Origin of the sequence: Simiduia litorea, assembly GCF_042853465.1 — a bacterium.
GTDB classification, from domain to species: Bacteria; Pseudomonadota; Gammaproteobacteria; order Pseudomonadales; family Cellvibrionaceae; genus Simiduia; species Simiduia litorea.
Genome location: NZ_AP031497.1, coordinates 947,762 through 964,377 on the forward strand (window position 1 = coordinate 947,762; position 16,616 = coordinate 964,377).

General features: G+C 51.7%; 15 protein-coding genes and 2 tRNA genes. 13 read left to right on the forward strand and 4 right to left on the reverse strand.

What is annotated here, in order from left to right; translation table 11 throughout:
- Positions 1-27 precede the first annotated feature (27 nt).
- The 12 genes from ACGHTT_RS04180 to ACGHTT_RS04235 all read left to right on the forward strand — a co-directional run bounded on the left by ACGHTT_RS04180 (position 28) and on the right by ACGHTT_RS04235 (position 10,564).
- A tRNA-Leu gene (locus ACGHTT_RS04180) sits at positions 28-104 on the forward strand.
- Between the two features lie 229 nt (positions 105-333).
- Positions 334-410 (forward strand) — tRNA-Pro (locus tag ACGHTT_RS04185).
- A gap of 188 nt (positions 411-598) precedes the next feature.
- Positions 599-1,795, forward strand: coding sequence for an RtcB family protein (locus tag ACGHTT_RS04190; RefSeq protein WP_390593709.1), 1,197 nt, complete (start codon positions 599-601; stop codon positions 1,793-1,795).
- 208 nt (positions 1,796-2,003) lie between these two features.
- Complete coding sequence (locus ACGHTT_RS04195; RefSeq protein ID WP_390593710.1) at positions 2,004-2,321, forward strand: hypothetical protein; 318 nt, start codon at positions 2,004-2,006, stop codon at positions 2,319-2,321.
- A 90-nt stretch (positions 2,322-2,411) separates the two neighbouring features.
- Complete coding sequence (locus tag ACGHTT_RS04200; RefSeq protein ID WP_390593711.1) at positions 2,412-2,954, forward strand: HNH endonuclease; 543 nt, start codon at positions 2,412-2,414, stop codon at positions 2,952-2,954.
- 395 nt (positions 2,955-3,349) lie between these two features.
- The gene (locus ACGHTT_RS04205) at positions 3,350-4,165 is read left to right on the forward strand and encodes a hypothetical protein (protein ID WP_390593712.1); all 816 of its coding nucleotides are present in this window, start codon (positions 3,350-3,352) and stop codon (positions 4,163-4,165) included.
- Entirely contained in the window at positions 4,162-4,680 is a 519-nt protein-coding gene (locus tag ACGHTT_RS04210) for a hypothetical protein (RefSeq protein WP_390593713.1), read from the forward strand. Before ACGHTT_RS04205 ends, ACGHTT_RS04210 begins: the two co-directional genes overlap by 4 nt.
- 4 nt (positions 4,681-4,684) lie before the next feature.
- Positions 4,685-5,335, forward strand: coding sequence for a hypothetical protein (locus ACGHTT_RS04215; RefSeq protein WP_390593714.1), 651 nt, complete (start codon positions 4,685-4,687; stop codon positions 5,333-5,335).
- 103 nt (positions 5,336-5,438) lie between these two features.
- The gene (locus ACGHTT_RS04220; protein ID WP_390593715.1) at positions 5,439-6,125 is read left to right on the forward strand and encodes a hypothetical protein; all 687 of its coding nucleotides are present in this window, start codon (positions 5,439-5,441) and stop codon (positions 6,123-6,125) included.
- Positions 6,126-6,139: 14 nt separating this feature from the next.
- Positions 6,140-8,392, forward strand: a complete 2,253-nt coding sequence (locus ACGHTT_RS04225) for a S8 family serine peptidase (protein WP_390593716.1) — start codon at positions 6,140-6,142, stop codon at positions 8,390-8,392.
- A gap of 48 nt (positions 8,393-8,440) precedes the next feature.
- Entirely contained in the window at positions 8,441-9,637 is a 1,197-nt protein-coding gene (locus tag ACGHTT_RS04230) for an esterase/lipase family protein (RefSeq protein WP_390593717.1), read from the forward strand.
- A 27-nt stretch (positions 9,638-9,664) separates the two neighbouring features.
- Positions 9,665-10,564: a hypothetical protein gene (locus ACGHTT_RS04235; RefSeq protein WP_390593718.1), complete on the forward strand. Its 900-nt coding sequence runs from the start codon at positions 9,665-9,667 to the stop codon at positions 10,562-10,564.
- Positions 10,565-10,654: 90 nt separating this feature from the next.
- Here the strand turns inward: ACGHTT_RS04235 and ACGHTT_RS04240 are convergent, their stop codons facing one another.
- Positions 10,655-11,485 (reverse strand): BTAD domain-containing putative transcriptional regulator, encoded by an 831-nt coding sequence (locus tag ACGHTT_RS04240; RefSeq protein ID WP_390593720.1) that lies wholly within the window; start codon positions 11,483-11,485, stop codon positions 10,655-10,657.
- Between the two features lie 420 nt (positions 11,486-11,905).
- Positions 11,906-13,414, reverse strand: coding sequence for a malonyl-CoA synthase (locus tag ACGHTT_RS04245; protein ID WP_390593721.1), 1,509 nt, complete (start codon positions 13,412-13,414; stop codon positions 11,906-11,908).
- A 277-nt stretch (positions 13,415-13,691) separates the two neighbouring features.
- Between ACGHTT_RS04245 and ACGHTT_RS04250 the strand changes: the two genes are divergently transcribed.
- On the forward strand, positions 13,692-14,573 hold the full coding sequence (locus ACGHTT_RS04250; RefSeq protein WP_390594976.1) for a DUF5694 domain-containing protein: 882 nt from the start codon (positions 13,692-13,694) through the stop codon (positions 14,571-14,573).
- A 33-nt stretch (positions 14,574-14,606) separates the two neighbouring features.
- On the opposite strand, the gene ACGHTT_RS04255 is transcribed toward ACGHTT_RS04250, so the two are convergent.
- Both ACGHTT_RS04255 and ACGHTT_RS04260 read right to left on the reverse strand, forming a co-directional pair.
- Entirely contained in the window at positions 14,607-15,389 is a 783-nt protein-coding gene (locus ACGHTT_RS04255) for an enoyl-CoA hydratase/isomerase family protein (protein WP_390593723.1), read from the reverse strand.
- A 61-nt stretch (positions 15,390-15,450) separates the two neighbouring features.
- Positions 15,451-16,587: a CaiB/BaiF CoA transferase family protein gene (locus ACGHTT_RS04260; protein ID WP_390593724.1), complete on the reverse strand. Its 1,137-nt coding sequence runs from the start codon at positions 16,585-16,587 to the stop codon at positions 15,451-15,453.
- Positions 16,588-16,616: the final 29 nt, after the last annotated feature.

A 16,616-nucleotide genomic window follows, 5' to 3' on the forward strand; every position in this document is an offset into this window, starting at 1 on the left:
GAAAAGCTAGGTTGAAAAGGTGAATTTACCTCGCTAGCCCAATTGGCAGAGGCGCTGGTTTTAGATACCAGAGGTTCCCGGTTCGACGCCGGGGCGAGGTACCAAAAAAACTACCCCTGGGTGTGTGGGGCCACACCTGACTTTGATTTAGGCATGGTTGGTTCGAAGCCAACATGAAATTCAGCAGGGGTAGGCAATTAGATGTAGCTAATTAGAGATGTAGCTAATTAGGAGTATGCATTTAAGCATGGCTGGCAGCGTGCTCATGCATGGGATTGCAAATCCCGCGCTCGTAGACGCGAGTCGGCTCGATGCGACGCCATGCTCCAACGTCGGTGTGTAGCGCAGCTTGGTAGCGCATCTGGTTTGGGACCAGAGGGTCGGGGGGTCAAGTCCCTCCACACCGACCAATACCATGAGTGCGGCGTTTTTACCGCGCGAAATATATAGGCAGGGTTGAATACGGCTTGAATTCTAAGGCTGTGTTAATGGAATGTAGAGCAGCGCATCGAGTTTAAATTTCTGAATTCTATGTCGGCAAGATGGCTCGATAGTTTTAGCTCTCGGTAAAGATAATCCTAAAAAAGGAGTGGCGTATATGCCTATTCAACAGGTGTTGGCAGCGCACAAAGATCAACGGCTGCCAGTGAAAATTTGGACCGACGATGTGGATTACAAAGCGCAGGCGCAGTTGAGCCGGGTGGCAAATTTACCGTTTGTCCATTCGCATGTGGCGGCTATGCCAGACGTGCACTTAGGTAAAGGCGCTACGGTTGGCTCGGTGATAGCAACAGAAAAAGCGATTATTCCCGCCGCCGTGGGTGTGGATATTGGCTGTGGTATGAATGCCCTGCGTTTGTCGCTGCGCGCGTCAGATTTGCCAGATAATTTAAAGGCAATTCGAAACGCTATCGAGCGCTCGGTACCCTTAGGCGCAGGCGGCAAGCATAAGACTGCACAGATTCGCGGCGGCGATGCCATCGCCATGGGCTTAAGTGCGATTTTTGAAAAGCATAAAACCTTGGCCAAAATGATTAAGCCAGATACCTATGCCCGTCAAATTGGCACGCTGGGTTCGGGCAACCACTTTATCGAATTGTGTTTGGATGAGGAGGACGCGGTTTGGGTGATGTTACATTCAGGCAGCCGTGGTATTGGCAATAAAATCGGTATGTATTTTATTCAGTTGGCCAAACGAGACATGGAGCGCTGGATGATTAACTTGCCAGATAAAGACTTGGCCTATTTGACCGAGGGTTCGGATCACTATCAGGACTATATTGAGGCTGTTACTTGGGGCCAAGAGTATGCGCGGTTAAATCGCGCGGCGATGATGGATGCGGTATTAGATGTATTGCGCCGGCAGTTACCGCCCTTTGTGGTTACCCAAGAGGCTATTAACTGTCATCACAATTATGTGGAAATGGAACAGCACTTTGGCAAGAACGTTTGGGTGACTCGAAAGGGTGCCATTCGAGCGCGCGCAACTGACTTGGGTATTATTCCTGGTTCTATGGGCGACAAAAGCTACATAGTGCGCGGTAAGGGTAATCCCGATAGTTTTTGTTCTTGCTCCCATGGTGCCGGGCGGCGCTTGAGTCGAACCGCAGCGGCGAAGCAGTTTACCGTTGATGATTTGGCACTCGCAACTCAGGGCATCGAGTGTCGAAAAGATAAGGCGGTGATTGATGAGATCCCCATGGCTTATAAACCGATCGATGAGGTTATGGCTAATCAAACGGATTTGGTTGAGGTCGTACATACACTGAGGCAAGTGGTTAACGTCAAAGGATGACGTTAACGCTGCTACTTGCTGGGCAGGCTTTTGCACGCGGCGCGCTGCAATAAGACCGGTTGGTCAGTGGGGTCTGATCATGGACTGCCGGTGTACCGAGCTAACCGATAAACATTAACTTTTGGACATTAAAGCTAGCAGTCACTAGGTGTGATTGCGCGTTAGCGCAGCTGAACATCGCTGCGCGACTCATTAAGACATAACTCTTATGGATATCATCATTAATAAACAAACGATACGAATCAACGATCAACTTTGTTATTCGCTGCGCGATGTGAAGCGGGTGTTACAGGAAAGGCCGGTCGCGCGGTTGCTAATTGCCTATGAAATTCCCGGCCGGGAAACTGGCCTGGAGTTGCTGCACTGGGCCGCTGAACGCAATCGATTACCTGCGCAGGTAAGTATTCTGGAACCGAATCTGCGTGCGTCAAAAGTGTTGGGTGATTTTTTGCTGGCACAGGGCTACAAGCTGTTCAGCGCACGCCAGTATCTGCGGGTAGAGGCGGGCACTGCACACAGCCGTTAACGAATGAAGGCGACATCAAATCCGTGCCACCCATGTGATTATTGGGGAAACGGATGTCGCGGTAAAAAAATAAAATAGGAGGGCTTGGCAATGGCTATCTTACAGCTTGGCCAGCTAGGGCTGCCGTCTTCTTGGTTGTCTGTGGAGTCGGCAGCGACATTGATGTCTAAGGGGCGTGTACTTTGGGCTGCTGGGCCCGTCGTTACTCTGCGCGGCGGGCGAGATAAATCTGGCTGTCAGTCTTTATTGGATGTGCCCGCTATCATCGCCACCAATGAGCGTTTACGCGAAGCGCACTTTATACCTGCGTTGAGCAATCGCATGCTGTTTAAACCCGATAACAGTCAATGCCAATATTGTGGGCAGTACTTACCTCGGCTGCAGCTTACCCGCGATCACGTGATTCCTCGAGGTCAAGGCGGTCTCGATCGTTGGAGCAATGTGGTCGCTGCCTGTAAACGTTGCAATGCGGTTAAAGGCTGTCGCACACCGGAGCAGGCCAATATGCCACTGCTGGCGGTACCTTTTACGCCTAACCGATTTGAATTTATGTATTTGGCTGGGCACGAGTTGCAGCGTGAACAGTTAGATTACTTGAGCGCAAATTGGCGCAGCCTGCGGGCTTGGTGTTGAACAACCGATAGATGCCGGCTGTGTGGGAGTCGGCGTTTTGTGTTCTTACTGCTTTAGTGATTTCTCTTTCTCTTTTTCCTTAATTTTTATGGCTGCCTTTGCGCAACGGTTACGCAGTGTGCCTTAGCCGCCTGTCGAACGGTGATGCTCAACGCTGGCGTAAGGTTTAAGGTCGTTGTGCGCCGAAACCCTGGCCATTGAGTCCGGGCTGTTATGGCGTATAGCTCACCCCAATACTGTATCCCCCACGAATTTATTGCCGTTATACGCGCTTGTGACGCAAAAGATACGTACTGGTGGCGCCTGTTAGATGCGCCCTACACGGTTTGGCAACGGCTGCGAGATTGAGGCGGGTTAGTGTGGCTACATCGATAGGATATTGATGGGTGAGCACGATGCAGACGAATCTTGGCCGTTATACCAATACACGTTTCCCCGCGGTGCGCCGTGCTATGGGGCGCGAGCGAGCATCGTTGGATGATGCGCAATTGCGTGACGTATTAACAGAGCGTTTTCCCGGCGCTGACCCCTTGGAAGTTGAAGACTTTATGCGCGGCTTACAGCGTTTTGCCCGCCAGGCGGCGCCGGTGGCACAACGTGCGTTGGTTGGCGCGGCGTCTGGTGCAGCTACCGGCATGGCGGCGGGGCCATATGGCGCATTGGCTGGGGCATTGATAGGTGGCACTGCCGGTGCGTTGACGACGCCGTCGCCAGCGCCTACTGCTGCACCCGCTCGTCGCCCGGCGCCGGCGCCAAGACCCGTGGCTCAGCCACAACCGCAAATATCTCCACAACCTCAACCCCCACAGTTACCGCCACAGCCGGTTGCACCGGCACCGACAATAACCGCTGCGCCGGCTGCTGCGGGGATGAGTTCACCGGCTGTTGCACAATTGTTGATGCTGTTGTCTCGGCCCGAAACCATGCAGGCCCTGTTGGCACTTTTGCTAAATCGCGGCCAGGTCCCTGTGGGCGCGACGTCGGTGCCCAGTGCGGCATTTGCCAACGCCTTGGCCGAGTTTGCGACCCGCGCAGCTGAGGAGGCAGCGCCGATTCGGGCCTCCCGCCAGCGTTATTACTTTGATCAGCAGGGCGAGGCGCGTTGTGATTTAGCGGATGACGCGGCGCGCGCCCAACTGCTCTTTAACGATCTTTTTCCGCGCGCGAGTTGCGCTTGTAGCAACCGCCAACAGTCGAGGACGAGCGCATGAATCGCTATAGCCAAGCGCAATCTGGTTTTGATCCAGCCATGTTGTTTTCATTGATCAACCCAGCGACTCAGCAGGCACTCATCGAGTTGGCGCGCACGCCGGCAGGCTCGCAGTTGGTTCACGGTTTAGGCGCACAACTCAATCTGCCTCCGGCCTTACTGGCGGTATTTGATCACTGGTTGGGTAGTACAGCTTCTGGCGATGTTAGCGATGCAGAATTTAATGAGAGTGAACCTGAGGATGAGCAAGCCGATGTTGACGCGCTTGAGCAGGAGCTTTCTGAGTTGCGCAATATAAACGAGAACTTGGCGGCGGCCTTGGGTGCGTGCGCTGAGTGTTGGGGCGCGGACGACGCCTGTCCCGAGTGTGAAGGTCAGGGTGGAGCCGGTAGTGGCCGGCCAGACCCTGATCTTTATAACGCATTGGTTGCGCCCGCGGTTGTGCGGGTCAACGCCAATAGGGTAAGGCGTTTGCGCCTGATACCTGATTCATTCACTGCTGATTCACGAGGATAACACTATGGAACGCGACAATTATGATGATCTTCTCGCCGTTGAAGGACTTGACGAGTACGAAGATTTTTACGACGACTACGACGATTTTGAGGACGACAACGAAGATGCCTTGGATGAACTTTACGAGGCCCTTATGGACGCCAACGAAGGCGAAGAGCTAGACGAAGACGCTGAAGATTACGATGAGCGTTTGTTTGGTAAGCGTAGACGCAGGCGCGCTCGCCGCCCAACGCGGCCCATGGTTAATTTTATACCTAGGCCTAAGTCAAAAAAGAAAGCCGGTTGCTGTATCAATCCAAAGGTTAGCCAAGCGCTGGTGGCACTGAAACGCAAAGACATTGTTCACGACCGAAAAATTCGCGATGTCGACGCGCGCTCGCGCAAAAACCTGCGCGTTAATCACCTGCAAACCAAGGGCATTGGTAAGCTCAATAAACAAATGAGTTTGGATGGTGCTTTAGAGTTTGCCGATAGCATTACCATGACCGATAACGGTATGGAAATAAACTTGGCGTCAATTCTTAAGGGATTGATAAAAACCGGCATGTTAGGTGACACGAAAGGCGCTCTGGGTAACCCAGCCGTGATTGGTGGTATTGGTTTATTACTCAATAACCCTGGAATTCTAGGCGGCATATTAGCGCCTAAACCCTAATGCCTTAATGTGCGCGAAGGTTCTGATTGGGAGCCGTATCCGGTGTTCCAATCAGTGCGCCGATCTTTAACCGTGCGCTGTACATCAGCGCGAGGAGTTTACAATGCCATTTACTATTCCCATTAATTTTCGCAATGCGCCGGCCAGTCGTAATGCAACGGCTAAAGACATTAAAAAGCCGGTTAGTTTCAAGGTGCCTTTTGTTATCGCCGGCAATAATTTTTCTTCAAGCCGGAGCACCACGCCTCTGCGCTCTAAAACCCTGCGTGCTATCGCTGCCGCACTATCGGTGGTCGATGCGGGTAAGGCCTTAGAGATTGTCAAAGAGGCCAAAGAAAACCCTGAAAATGTTATCGGTGCCACGCTCGATGAAAACGCGTTAGATCAGCTCAAAATATTGGCCGCGGCTATCTCCAATGCCGAGCGTAATCGAGATGCTAACGACGAAGAAGTTAGCAGCACAATTCGCACGGCTGCTGCTGCGGTGCGCGCCGATGCCAGATTAACGGCTGTGGCTGTGCGCACTCTGGTGGGTGACAAAACCGACGGCTATGAAAGCGCGATGTTTGCGGCGGCCTTGAATTGGGTGGCGGCAATTGATGTGCGTTTATTGGAAACGGCGCCGCGCGAGGGCGTGAAGGAACGCATGCTCAACTATGTGCCGGCATCGGTTGAATCGACAGCGGCACTGGAGGACCGGATAGAGCAGTTAGAGGAGGCGGTAAAACTATTGCAGGCTAAGCACAGCAAGACGGGCTCTTCCTCGTCTTCTGGATCTAGCACTAAGTAACCGAGGCCAAGGCGATGAATCGCAACGAGCTTTTGGATTATGGCCCAGCGCTCATGGAAGCTGCCCTGGAAGGGGCGGCTGACGATGAGTTGGCGCTGATTGCTCGGCTCGACGATAGCTTAAAGCTGCCGGCCTCGCTCGGTGGCGACGTGCGTGTGGTCACGCGTTTTGGCGATATTGCCACCTTGCGCGTGCGGCGGCGAGCACTAGAAAGCTTTGCTGCATTGCCGGACGTTTTGGAGCTGGAAATTGCGCGGCAAATGTTTGACCCAAATCGTGACACGGGTTCGGCTGATAGCGCGGAATTTACCTTAACGGATTCAACAACTGATTACACCCGTCGGCCCGCCGGTGTGGCAGAAACGGGCGCTAGGGTTGTGGTGGGTGTGCTCGACTGGGGCATTGATGTGGCCTATCCAGGTTTTCGGCACGAAGATGGCAGTAGCCGTTTACTCGGTGTGTGGGACCAACGCGGCGGCGCTAGTGGGCCGGGAAATCGCTGGGGTTACGGACGCATTATTAATACTGAAATGATTGATCGCGCGCTGGCATCTGGTCGCCCTTACGCAGCACTCAAATACCACCCCGGTGACGCCGATACGGCGCGCGCGGGTAATCGCTGGCAGGGAACTCACGGTACGCATGTGATGGATATTGCCGCGGGAAATGGTTTGGGGGGCAGCATGAGTGGTGTGGCGCCAGAGGCCGATTTAGTGTTTGTTCATCTGGCGCGTACGGCCGATATTTTGGGCCGCGAAAATTTAGGTGATTCGGCATCGGTACTTGAAGCGCTGGATTATGTTTTTTCTCTCGCCGGTGATCGGCCCTGCGTTATCAACATGAGTGTGGGCGCACACGGTGGCCCGCACGATGGTAGCACCTGTGTTGAAGCGGGTATTGATCGCGCGGTTTGGTTGCACGATAACCGCGCCGTGGTTAACAGTGCAGGCAATTATTTTGGCGCGCGTGCGCACGCCTTAGGGCGGGTAAAACAAGGCCAAAGTTATAGCCTCGATGTGACGGTTCCCGAGGGTGATCCTACCAGCAGTGAATTAGAAATTTATTATGAAAGTAGCGATCGCTTCTTGATAGAGATTATTGATCCGCAGGGTCAGCTGATTGCGCGCTCGGCCGTGGGCGAACAGCGCGAGCTCAAAGTTAACGGCCGAAAAGTTGGGCGTATTTATCATGTTGCACGGGGCCAGGGAAATCACGATCGTTTAGTTGATGTGTTTTTCTACCCCAATGCCCCCGGTGGCGATTGGAAAATTCGGCTTACCGGTGAGCGTATTGAAGATGGCCGTTTTCACGCGTGGATTGAACGCGACCGCGGCCCGCGGCCACGTTTTTCGCGCGAGCAAGGCCGAGGTTCACACACCACGGGCACACTGTGTAATGGCCTTTATAGTATTACCGTTGGCGCCTTTGATCCGCATCGAAAGGAACTGCCCATTGGCGCCTATTCCAGTGCTGGGCCCACGCGCGATGGCCGCATCAAACCTGAATTAAGTGCGCCTGGTTCGCGCATCGCCGCCGCGCGCTCTGCGCCACCTAACGATGAGGTGGGTGGCAGTGGCGGCGTTACGCGCAAGAGCGGAACCAGTATGGCCGCGCCTCATGTGGCGGGCACCATTGCGCTGATGTTTGAAGCGACGCAGGCCCAGCAGGTGGCGTTACCCATTACCGAATTACGAGCGCTGCTGTTCAACAGTTTACGGCCGCCACAGCGGTTATTGACGGAAGCAGAAACCATTCACCGGCACGGCTTTGGCATGTTGGATATTGCCGAAGCTGTACATGTCGCTAGACGCTGGCGCCAGGATCTTCCGGCTAAATGTTTGCAGCGTGAACCTGTTGATGGGCTTGAGTGTGCTGATAGATCTTGCGACGCATTTGATTCAATCACTCAAAACACTCTGCCTGAAAACGCAATGTCAAATGAAAGTAATGAACAGCAATCACTGCATCAAGAATCTCTGCTCATTGACTTGGCAGGCGTGGTTTTTCGCCATGCCATGAGCGCAACGATCTTAGAGCAACAGGGATGGTTGCAAGTAGACCCTATGCGTGAAGACGTGCAGGTGGGCGATATTTGGTTGCGCCAGCGGCCGAGTGAAGGCCTTAGTAGTGTGGCGTTGATCACCGCTGTGGCGGACGCAAAAAAAACACAGTTGTTAGAGTTAGCGCACCCAGCGGCAGCGCCGCAACGGGTGCAAAGGGTGCTACCAAAACGGTGGCGGGATACGTTGTTACGCCAACGTTTATGATTATTTTTAAACATAAAGTGGCGTGTACATTAACAGGGAGGGTGCATCATGGTGATGCCAATAATTATTGTGCCTGGCATTCTAGGCACGCGTTTAGTGAATTCCTCGGGCCGCTCCATCTGGGACCCAGATGAAGAGGCGAGCTTGAATAACATCCGTGGCTTGTTCAGCCTAATCGATTTAAGCAAAAGCGCTGAGCCCAACCCGCGTGCAGCGCCGGCGGTTGAGCGACTGTTGCGTGGCAGAGGTGTGGTGAATGCCGGCCATCTCGTGTGGGGTATGGGCTATAGCAATTTAGTGACGCGGCTAACCAGTGGTGCGCTAGCCGAAACGTGCGGCGAACCGGTAAAAATATATTGCGCCGGCTACGATTGGCGCCAATCTAATATAGTATCCGCTCGCCGCTTGGTGCGTGTGATGGAGCAAGCGTTAGCGGAAACACGGGCGCGTCGGGTAATTTTAGTGGCTCACAGCATGGGTGGCGTAGTGGCGCGAATTGCCTGCCGGTTTAGTACAATTGGCGGCGCACCTGCGGTTGATCGCGTGCAAAAATTAATACTATTGGGCAGCCCTGTTCACGGCGCGACCAAGGCTTATCGTATCTTGCGCCAATCTTTTGATGCGGCCGATGATTTCAATGCGCTTACAACTGAAGACGCGATCTTCAGTGATATCGATTTACCGTCACCGACTGAGCCTGGTCATAGTGAATTCTTCAGTGGGATTGCGAGCAGTGCGCTGGCACGTTTAGTGCGACGCATGCCTTCCGTGTATGAGCTGTTGCCTACCAATGCGTTTTGCCGTGCGAACCCATCGTGGGCGAGTTTTGATAGGGCGCGTGCGGGCATTCCCGATGCCTCAGACGCGCACCGTCTCTACACCAATCGTTTTACCGGCATTAATGGCAGTGCGGCCTTTCTTGGCGTGCGCAATGCGTTAGACACTCGGTTAGGTACTTACATACCGCGTCAATCAGTGCTGCTCTATTCTAGCCAAGTGGATACCGAAGTGAATGTGCGCATTACTCGAAATGGTTCGCTCGAGCGTGCGGGGTCGGCGGCAGCTAACCGTGGCGATGGCACAGTGCCAACTTTTTCAGGCAGTGGCGCCGCCAACCGAACGTCGGGAATTTTGCGCGAAGACCTTCGCACCGTAACCCATGGTGGCCTTGCCAACGATCCGGTGGCCATACGCCATATCGTTCGGCACATCACGGCTGAATGTAACCGCAGCCTTATTGCTTAAATTTGCTACAAGCTTTGGAGCACAGTCATGGAAGCTCAACATCAGGAAAATATTACATCCACTCAACCGTTAATGTCCTATAACACGGATGATCTCACTGCACCTGCTCAAGACAGTGAAGCTGGCGCCTCTGATCAAACGATGCCGGACGAATATGCCGAAATATTAATGCCGCGCGCGGGCTTTGGTCGCTGTCGCTTCAATAAACTCACGCCCGTGAGCGATGGTGTGGGGCCTTATCACGTCAATAACCACATTGGTTTTTTTAACCCGCCAGCGGGCTTTGCCATTGGCCCCTCGCTGGATGCTTTTTATCGAAACTTTCCACGTATTTTTTCACCTGGAAATATCGCTACGGCAACCGCGCCTTCGTGTCGCGTGGGCAGCGATATTACTATTCAATTTGTGCTTAATAATCCAGCCGGTTTAGTGCACGACGAATGGGTAAGCGTCGAAAAGAAGAGCGGGAATTTCGTTGCTACTACCTTAGAACGCCAATTTTGGTCGCGCGGTGATTATATGATCGACATGGGGGTGAGTCACATCCCGGGCTTGGGTTCAATCTTTGCCAATATTTCTGCCGATATTAACCGACGCCATTTCTTAGCGGGCTATCGCTCGTGGACAGTGGGCCGCTTACCCAACGGTTTACACTTTGTTGAAACAGCGGCGTTCGAGCGCTATTCCCATCCTGTCTTTCAAGCGTTGGAAGGGCCCATCGGTATGCGAGCGCAGATATTGGAAACGTGGACTAAGTTAGTGGAAAACTATGTGCGAAGTGTTGGGTCAAGCTTAGTGCGCCATGTGCCATCGGGTTACAGTGTTAACCGTGGCGTTGCCCATCGCGAACAGCAAAACAGCAGCTCTGCTGCATTGCGCGCTAGTGCTTGGGTCACCTCGGTGCTGAGTCGTCATTCAGGGTTGTAGAAAGCTGCACATTACGCACTTGCTATAGCGTAACGTGCAGCCCGTTTTTCTAACATATGGGATGTATTATTTCGACTACGGCAGATTTCTTCAGGATGATAACGCCGGCCTGTTAAAGCTTGCGGTGCTAAGGCTGGCGATAAATCCAGGCTGAATGTTTTGGCTTAAAAGCGATCGGTATAGTCGTTCGATGGATGTGGATGGTGTAATGCCTAACTCTTCCCGCAATACCTTTTGGCACTCGGAATACTGGCGCACCGCGAGGCCTCTGCACTCCAATGCGATATAGCAACGCATAAGTTCCGCGTGCAAATATTCATCAAGTGGTTCTTTCTCTATTAACGCCTGACCGTGAATAATGGCCTCGCGCCATTCGCTTTTTTTACACAGCTGATGAAATAGAAACTCGCGGCACTGGCGAAGAGAGTTTTGCACATGAAATTTTTCTGTTTCTGCCCATTCGTTAAAATGACTCGTTAGCACGCCATTTTCAAATCTGTCTAGCAGCCGATAAATGTCTTGTCGAATATCCTTCAAGTTTACGTCGAGTGAGTTTCTATAAAGGGTGTCTGCGATATTGTGCAGCGCTTCGGTGTCGGACCTTACCGGAAAGCAATCGGCTACTATCAATTGCTTTCTATCGCAAATGAGGAAGGGTGAAATATTAAAACAATGTAGGTCGAACCACTGCTTTAAACGCCAAAGTTCTGAGCGAAGCCGTGTTCTTGCGGTATCTATTTTGACTTCCGGCCAGAGTGCTTCAGCCGCTAAATCTCGACACAGGGCTTGACCCTTGTGCTGGGTGAAATAGAGCAGTAGCAAAAAGCTCCGAGCTGTAGGTAGATTTGGTAAAGCTGAATCGCCAATACTGAGCTGATGTGTACTGGAGGCGGCTAAATTAAGGGTGACGACATTTTCCATTTCACTGTCCATCCATTGACCAGTGGGGTGCCTAGAGCCGAAAAGCTAGCGCTCTTTGCAACGTTACTGAGGAAATCTGCCCTTACTCGGAAGACCTTCCCCGATTCATTGTATGGCTATCCTAGCCAAACCTTTCAATTGCGTTGAGATAAAGCAAATGTCCTAACGTTTGTTTATCTCGATAACGTGGTTATTCAGAAAAATATGAGGCCAACATACTAGACCTTTTTATCAAAAAACGCACTAGTACTTAATGTGTAATTTAAGACTAGATTCAGCAAAATTTTTAAACTGTTCTATTAATAGTGATTGGATATATTTTTTTATTGTAATGGATCCGCGAAGGGTAAACGGCGTGCGTGAACTGATAAAAACTGACCACTACCAGAAGGAGAGTGGTCTCGTTATCGAGCGAGGGATCTAGACGGGGAATTTTTCGCGCAAGAGATTCTTTTGAACCTTGCCCATGGCGTTGCGCGGTAGGGCTGTCACGATCTCAACGCGCTTTGGCACTTTGAAATTGGCAAGTTGAGTTTTGCAATGTTGAATGACCTGCTCCGCGCTCGGCGCCTTTCCGTCGGCGACTATCACGGCCACAACCGCCTCGCCGAAGTCCGTGTGTGCAACGCCGATGACCGCTGATTCCAATACCCCAGGAATGTCATCGATGACCAATTCTACTTCTTTCGGGTAGACATTTAAGCCGCCGCAAATAATTAAATCCTTCGCTCTGCCGACGATCGATAGGTAGCCATTGGCGTCGATGAACCCCTTGTCGCCCGTATTGAAAAAGCCATCGGCGGTGAAATCTTCGGCGGTTTTCTCCGGCATGCGCCAATAGCCGGCAAAGACGTTGGCACCCTGCACCTGTATATTGCCAATGTCGCCGTTGGTTAGAATGTTTCCTGCATCGTCGACAACGCGCAAGGTGACGCCAGGTAATGCTGGCCCTACAGTACCCGCGCGACGTTCACCGTTTAGCGGGTTGGATGTATTCATGCCCGTTTCTGTCATGCCATAGCGCTCGAGAATACTGTGTCCAGTGCGGTTTTTGAATGCGACGAAGGTTTCCGTTAGCAGGGGCGCTGAGCCGGACGTAAAAAGCCGCATGTTACGGCAACTTTCTGAATCGAATGCGGGGTTATTCAGCAGGCGTGTGTAGTAGGTTGGTACACCCATCATGACGGTGCAATCGGGTAGTGCTGTAATTGCTGCTTGATCGCTAAAGCTACTGTGCCAAGCCATGCTGGCGCCGCTCATCAATACGCAACTGAGCGCGACAAATAAACCGTGCACATGGTAAATAGGTAGCATGTGGAGGAAATGGTCGGCGGCGCTAAAGCCCCAAGCCTGCACCAGTGTTTGCGCATTGGTGCGCAAGTTATCGTGGCTCAGCATGATGCCTTTGGGCTTACCCGTGGTGCCTGATGAATAGAGTAGCGCGGCCATATCGGTGCCGACGCGTTCGGCAATGCCGGCTGTGTTGCTCTCTTTGGCTGCACCTTCCATGAGGCTACCGGAACCATCGGCGTTGAGTGTGAGCAGCGCTTTAACGCTCGCACTAGGCATCACCGTGGTTAGCGTGGTGACAGCTTGGTTATCGCACACCACGAGGGTTGGCTCGGCATCAGTGAGGAAATAACCTAGCTCGGCGGCTGTGTAGGCAGTATTGAGTGGATGGTACACCAAGCCTGCGCGTAAACAGGCCAAGTACAGACAGAGGTTTTCCACAGACTTGCTGACTTGCACGGTGACTCTGTCGCCCGGCTTGGCGCCGAGTTTTAGCAGACTATTGGCAATGCGGGCGGATGTTTGTTCTGCTTCGCCATAGCTCACGTTGCGCCCTTCCGACGTACGCAATAACGCCCTGTTGCGGTCGGTTGGAAAGTGTTTTTGAAAATGGACGTAAAGGTTTGCGTTGCTTGTCATATCGCGTCTCTGTAGCGGCAGAGTGAAGGTGGTCGTAAACGAGCCGAGATATTAACACTACATTGGTCAAAATTCTTTTGCCTAATTAGTGAATATGTCATGGGTACTTCTAATGGTGTTCGGACCGTGCTAAACAATAACACGACGCCGGTTTCATTTTACTACTGGTTTTTCTCTTATTTCTCGCTGTTCGGTGACCTTAGTCCTGTCGTGTTTTCCGTTTGTCGTATAGGCTCTGATTTTTATTGACACAAGGATGCAGGGGTCTTTAGTGTTGATGAGCTATAGGGTTGTTGCTATGTTATCGCGTGTGGCCATCGTAGAAGGTAAACAAGGGAAATATATGATTCGAAAAACATTTTTAACGCAGATTTTGCTAAGCATGTTGGTGTTGGTAGGCCTTCCATCGGTTGCTGTCGCCAAAAACGTGGCGCCCGCAAAGGTTATGTTGGTAGGTGTATTTCATTTTTCCAACCCTGGTCTTGATAAGGTTAAGACGGACCAAATAAACGTCATGTCCGATGATAATCAACGCTACCTTTTTGCTTTATCGAAACGCTTTGCTGAATTTAAACCGACCCATGTATTATTAGAATGCAGCTTAGAAAGAACCACGGAATACTATGATCAATTTCAAAAGTTTCTAATCGACGATGAGTTGCCGGGGGTAAATGAAAACTATCAGCTGGGCTTTAGAATCGCTAAATTGGCAGGCCTGGATTCAACTCATTGTTATGACGAACGCAAGATTGGTTGGGACGCAGATCAGCTATTCTCGGATCTAGAATCAAAAGATGCCGAGGCAAAACAGGCGTTTGAACAATTTATCGCAGAAATAACGGAACAGACTACAGAAAATCATAAGACATTAAGCTTGGCAGAACTTCTGCGGTTGAGTAATGAGCCTAAGCAGGATAGCTTAAATAAAAATTTATATTTGTTAACTAACCAAGTTGGTGCTGGCGATAACTTTTCCGGTGCAGATGCGGCAGCGAGCTGGTGGCATAGGAATTTTCGCATGTATGCCAACATTCAAAAAATTGCTCAACCAGGCACACGAATTATTGTTTTAGGAGGGCAGGGCCACACGGCCATTCTAAAGGATCTTGTTAATATCGATCAGCGGCGCGAGCTGGTAGATAGCAAAATGTATTTTTGATTTTTAAATGTTTGGAATCACTGATTAATTAATTTAGCGGCCGGAGAATACCGGCTTTTTTTTCTCGAAGAATGCCAAGATTGCAGCTTGGCTGTCGGCACTGGTGGAACAGGTGGTTTGTCGTTTAGATTCGAGATCTAGGGTTTGTTCAAATGATGACGTCGGTACTTTGCGCATAATTTCTTTGCCAAATTTCTGCGCCAATGGCGCTCCTTGCGCCAGTGTTTCGGCCCACATGTGGGTTTGACTCTCTAAGCTAGCCACCGGTACGACCTTATTTACTAAACCCATGTTTTCACACTCACTTGCGGGCAGCTTGGCTGCCTCAGCGAATAGCTGTAACGCTTTTTTGTAGCCCAAGGCATTAACTAGGTGAAAGCTCATGCCGCCGTCTGGTACCAAACCTAAACCGGCAAAGGCGAGATACAGATAAGCGTCGTCTGCCATGATGACTAAGTCACAGGCCATGGCCAGCGCGGCGCCAATGCCGACACAGGCACCTTGCACGGAGGCGATATGCAATTTAGCTGAATGATGAATAGCCATTAATATCGGTTTGTATTCTTGTTGAATTTGTTCATCGATGCTGCTGTAGCCGGCCAAGCCTTCCGATAAGTCTGTGCCCGCACAAAAGCCGCGACCATTGGCGCGAATAACGATGACACGAACTTGTGCATTTGCCTCGGCAGCGGCGAGGGCCTGAATCATTTCGCGCCGCATGGTTTGGCTGATAGCGTTCATGGCTTTCGGTCGATTTAGGCTGATCGTGGCGACGGAGTTTTCAAGGTTGACGTTCAGGGTTTCAAAGCGATTCATCGTGTTGCTCCAGTTTCTTTCAAAAACAATCGCTGCACAGGTTGCTCCGACAGTGGCCTTGCTAGCTGAGCGCGCCGGCTTTTTCGAGAGCGGTAATCGAAGCCGTATCGAAACCCCAGGCGGTTAATACAGCATGGGTATCAGCACCTTCAGCCGAGGGCGCTGCGGGTAGGGCGCACTGGCTGCGGCTAAATTTTGGTGCCGGCGCTGGCTGTTGTACGCCATTGACTTCAATATAGGTTGCGCGGGCCTTGTTGTGTGGGTGATTGATAGCTTCTTGAAAATTCAATATCCCCGCGACACAGGCGTCGCTGCCTTCGAAAATGTCTACCCATTGAGCGCGTGTTTTGGTTTTAAAAGTGGTGGTAAATGTGTGTTTTATCTCGGCCCATTTCTCGGGATTGTTTTGGTGTTGGATTAAATCGTCGGGCATGCCAGCCTTATGAATTAACTCGGCAAAAAATTGCGGTTCAATAGCGCCGACAGATACATGGTGACCATCCGCCGTTTCATAGGCGCCGTAGTAGGGCACGCCGCCATCGAGCAGATTTCTTTCGCGCGAGGTATTCCAGAAGCCGAGTTGATTGAGGCTGTAGAACATGCTCATTAGGTGCGCGGAACCGTCGGTAATCGCTGTGTCAATCACTTGGCCTTTACCCGATTGTTTAAGTTCCAGCAGCGCAGAGAGAATACCAATAACTAAAAATAAACTGCCGCCTGCGTAATCGCCCACTAAATTTAATGGCACAGTGGGGTTATTGTGGGTGCCAATCGCAGCCGCTGCACCGGTCAGTGAAATGTAGTTGTAGTCGTGCCCTGCGGCGTGCGCTAAGGGCCCAGTTTGACCCCAGCCGGTCATGCGGCCATAGATGATTTTCGGATTGCGCGCCAAACACTCGTCGGGCCCAAAACCTAAACGCTCTGCAGCACCTGGGCGGTTGCCCTCAAAAATAACGTCGGCTTTTTCCACTAGTGTGAGCAAGGCATTAAGCCCTTCCGGTTTGCGCACATCCAACGCGATACTTTTTTTACCGCGCGAATTAACATCCAATGCCGACGGTGGCGCGATAGAGTTGGGTTTGGAAGCGCGCTCTACCACAATCACTTCAGCGCCCAAGTCTGCGAGTATTTGACCGGCATAGGGGCCTGGGCCTATGCCTTTCATTTCTATGATTTTAATGCCGGTAAGCGGGCCCATGAGTTGCCTCGTTTATGTAGGTTGTGACA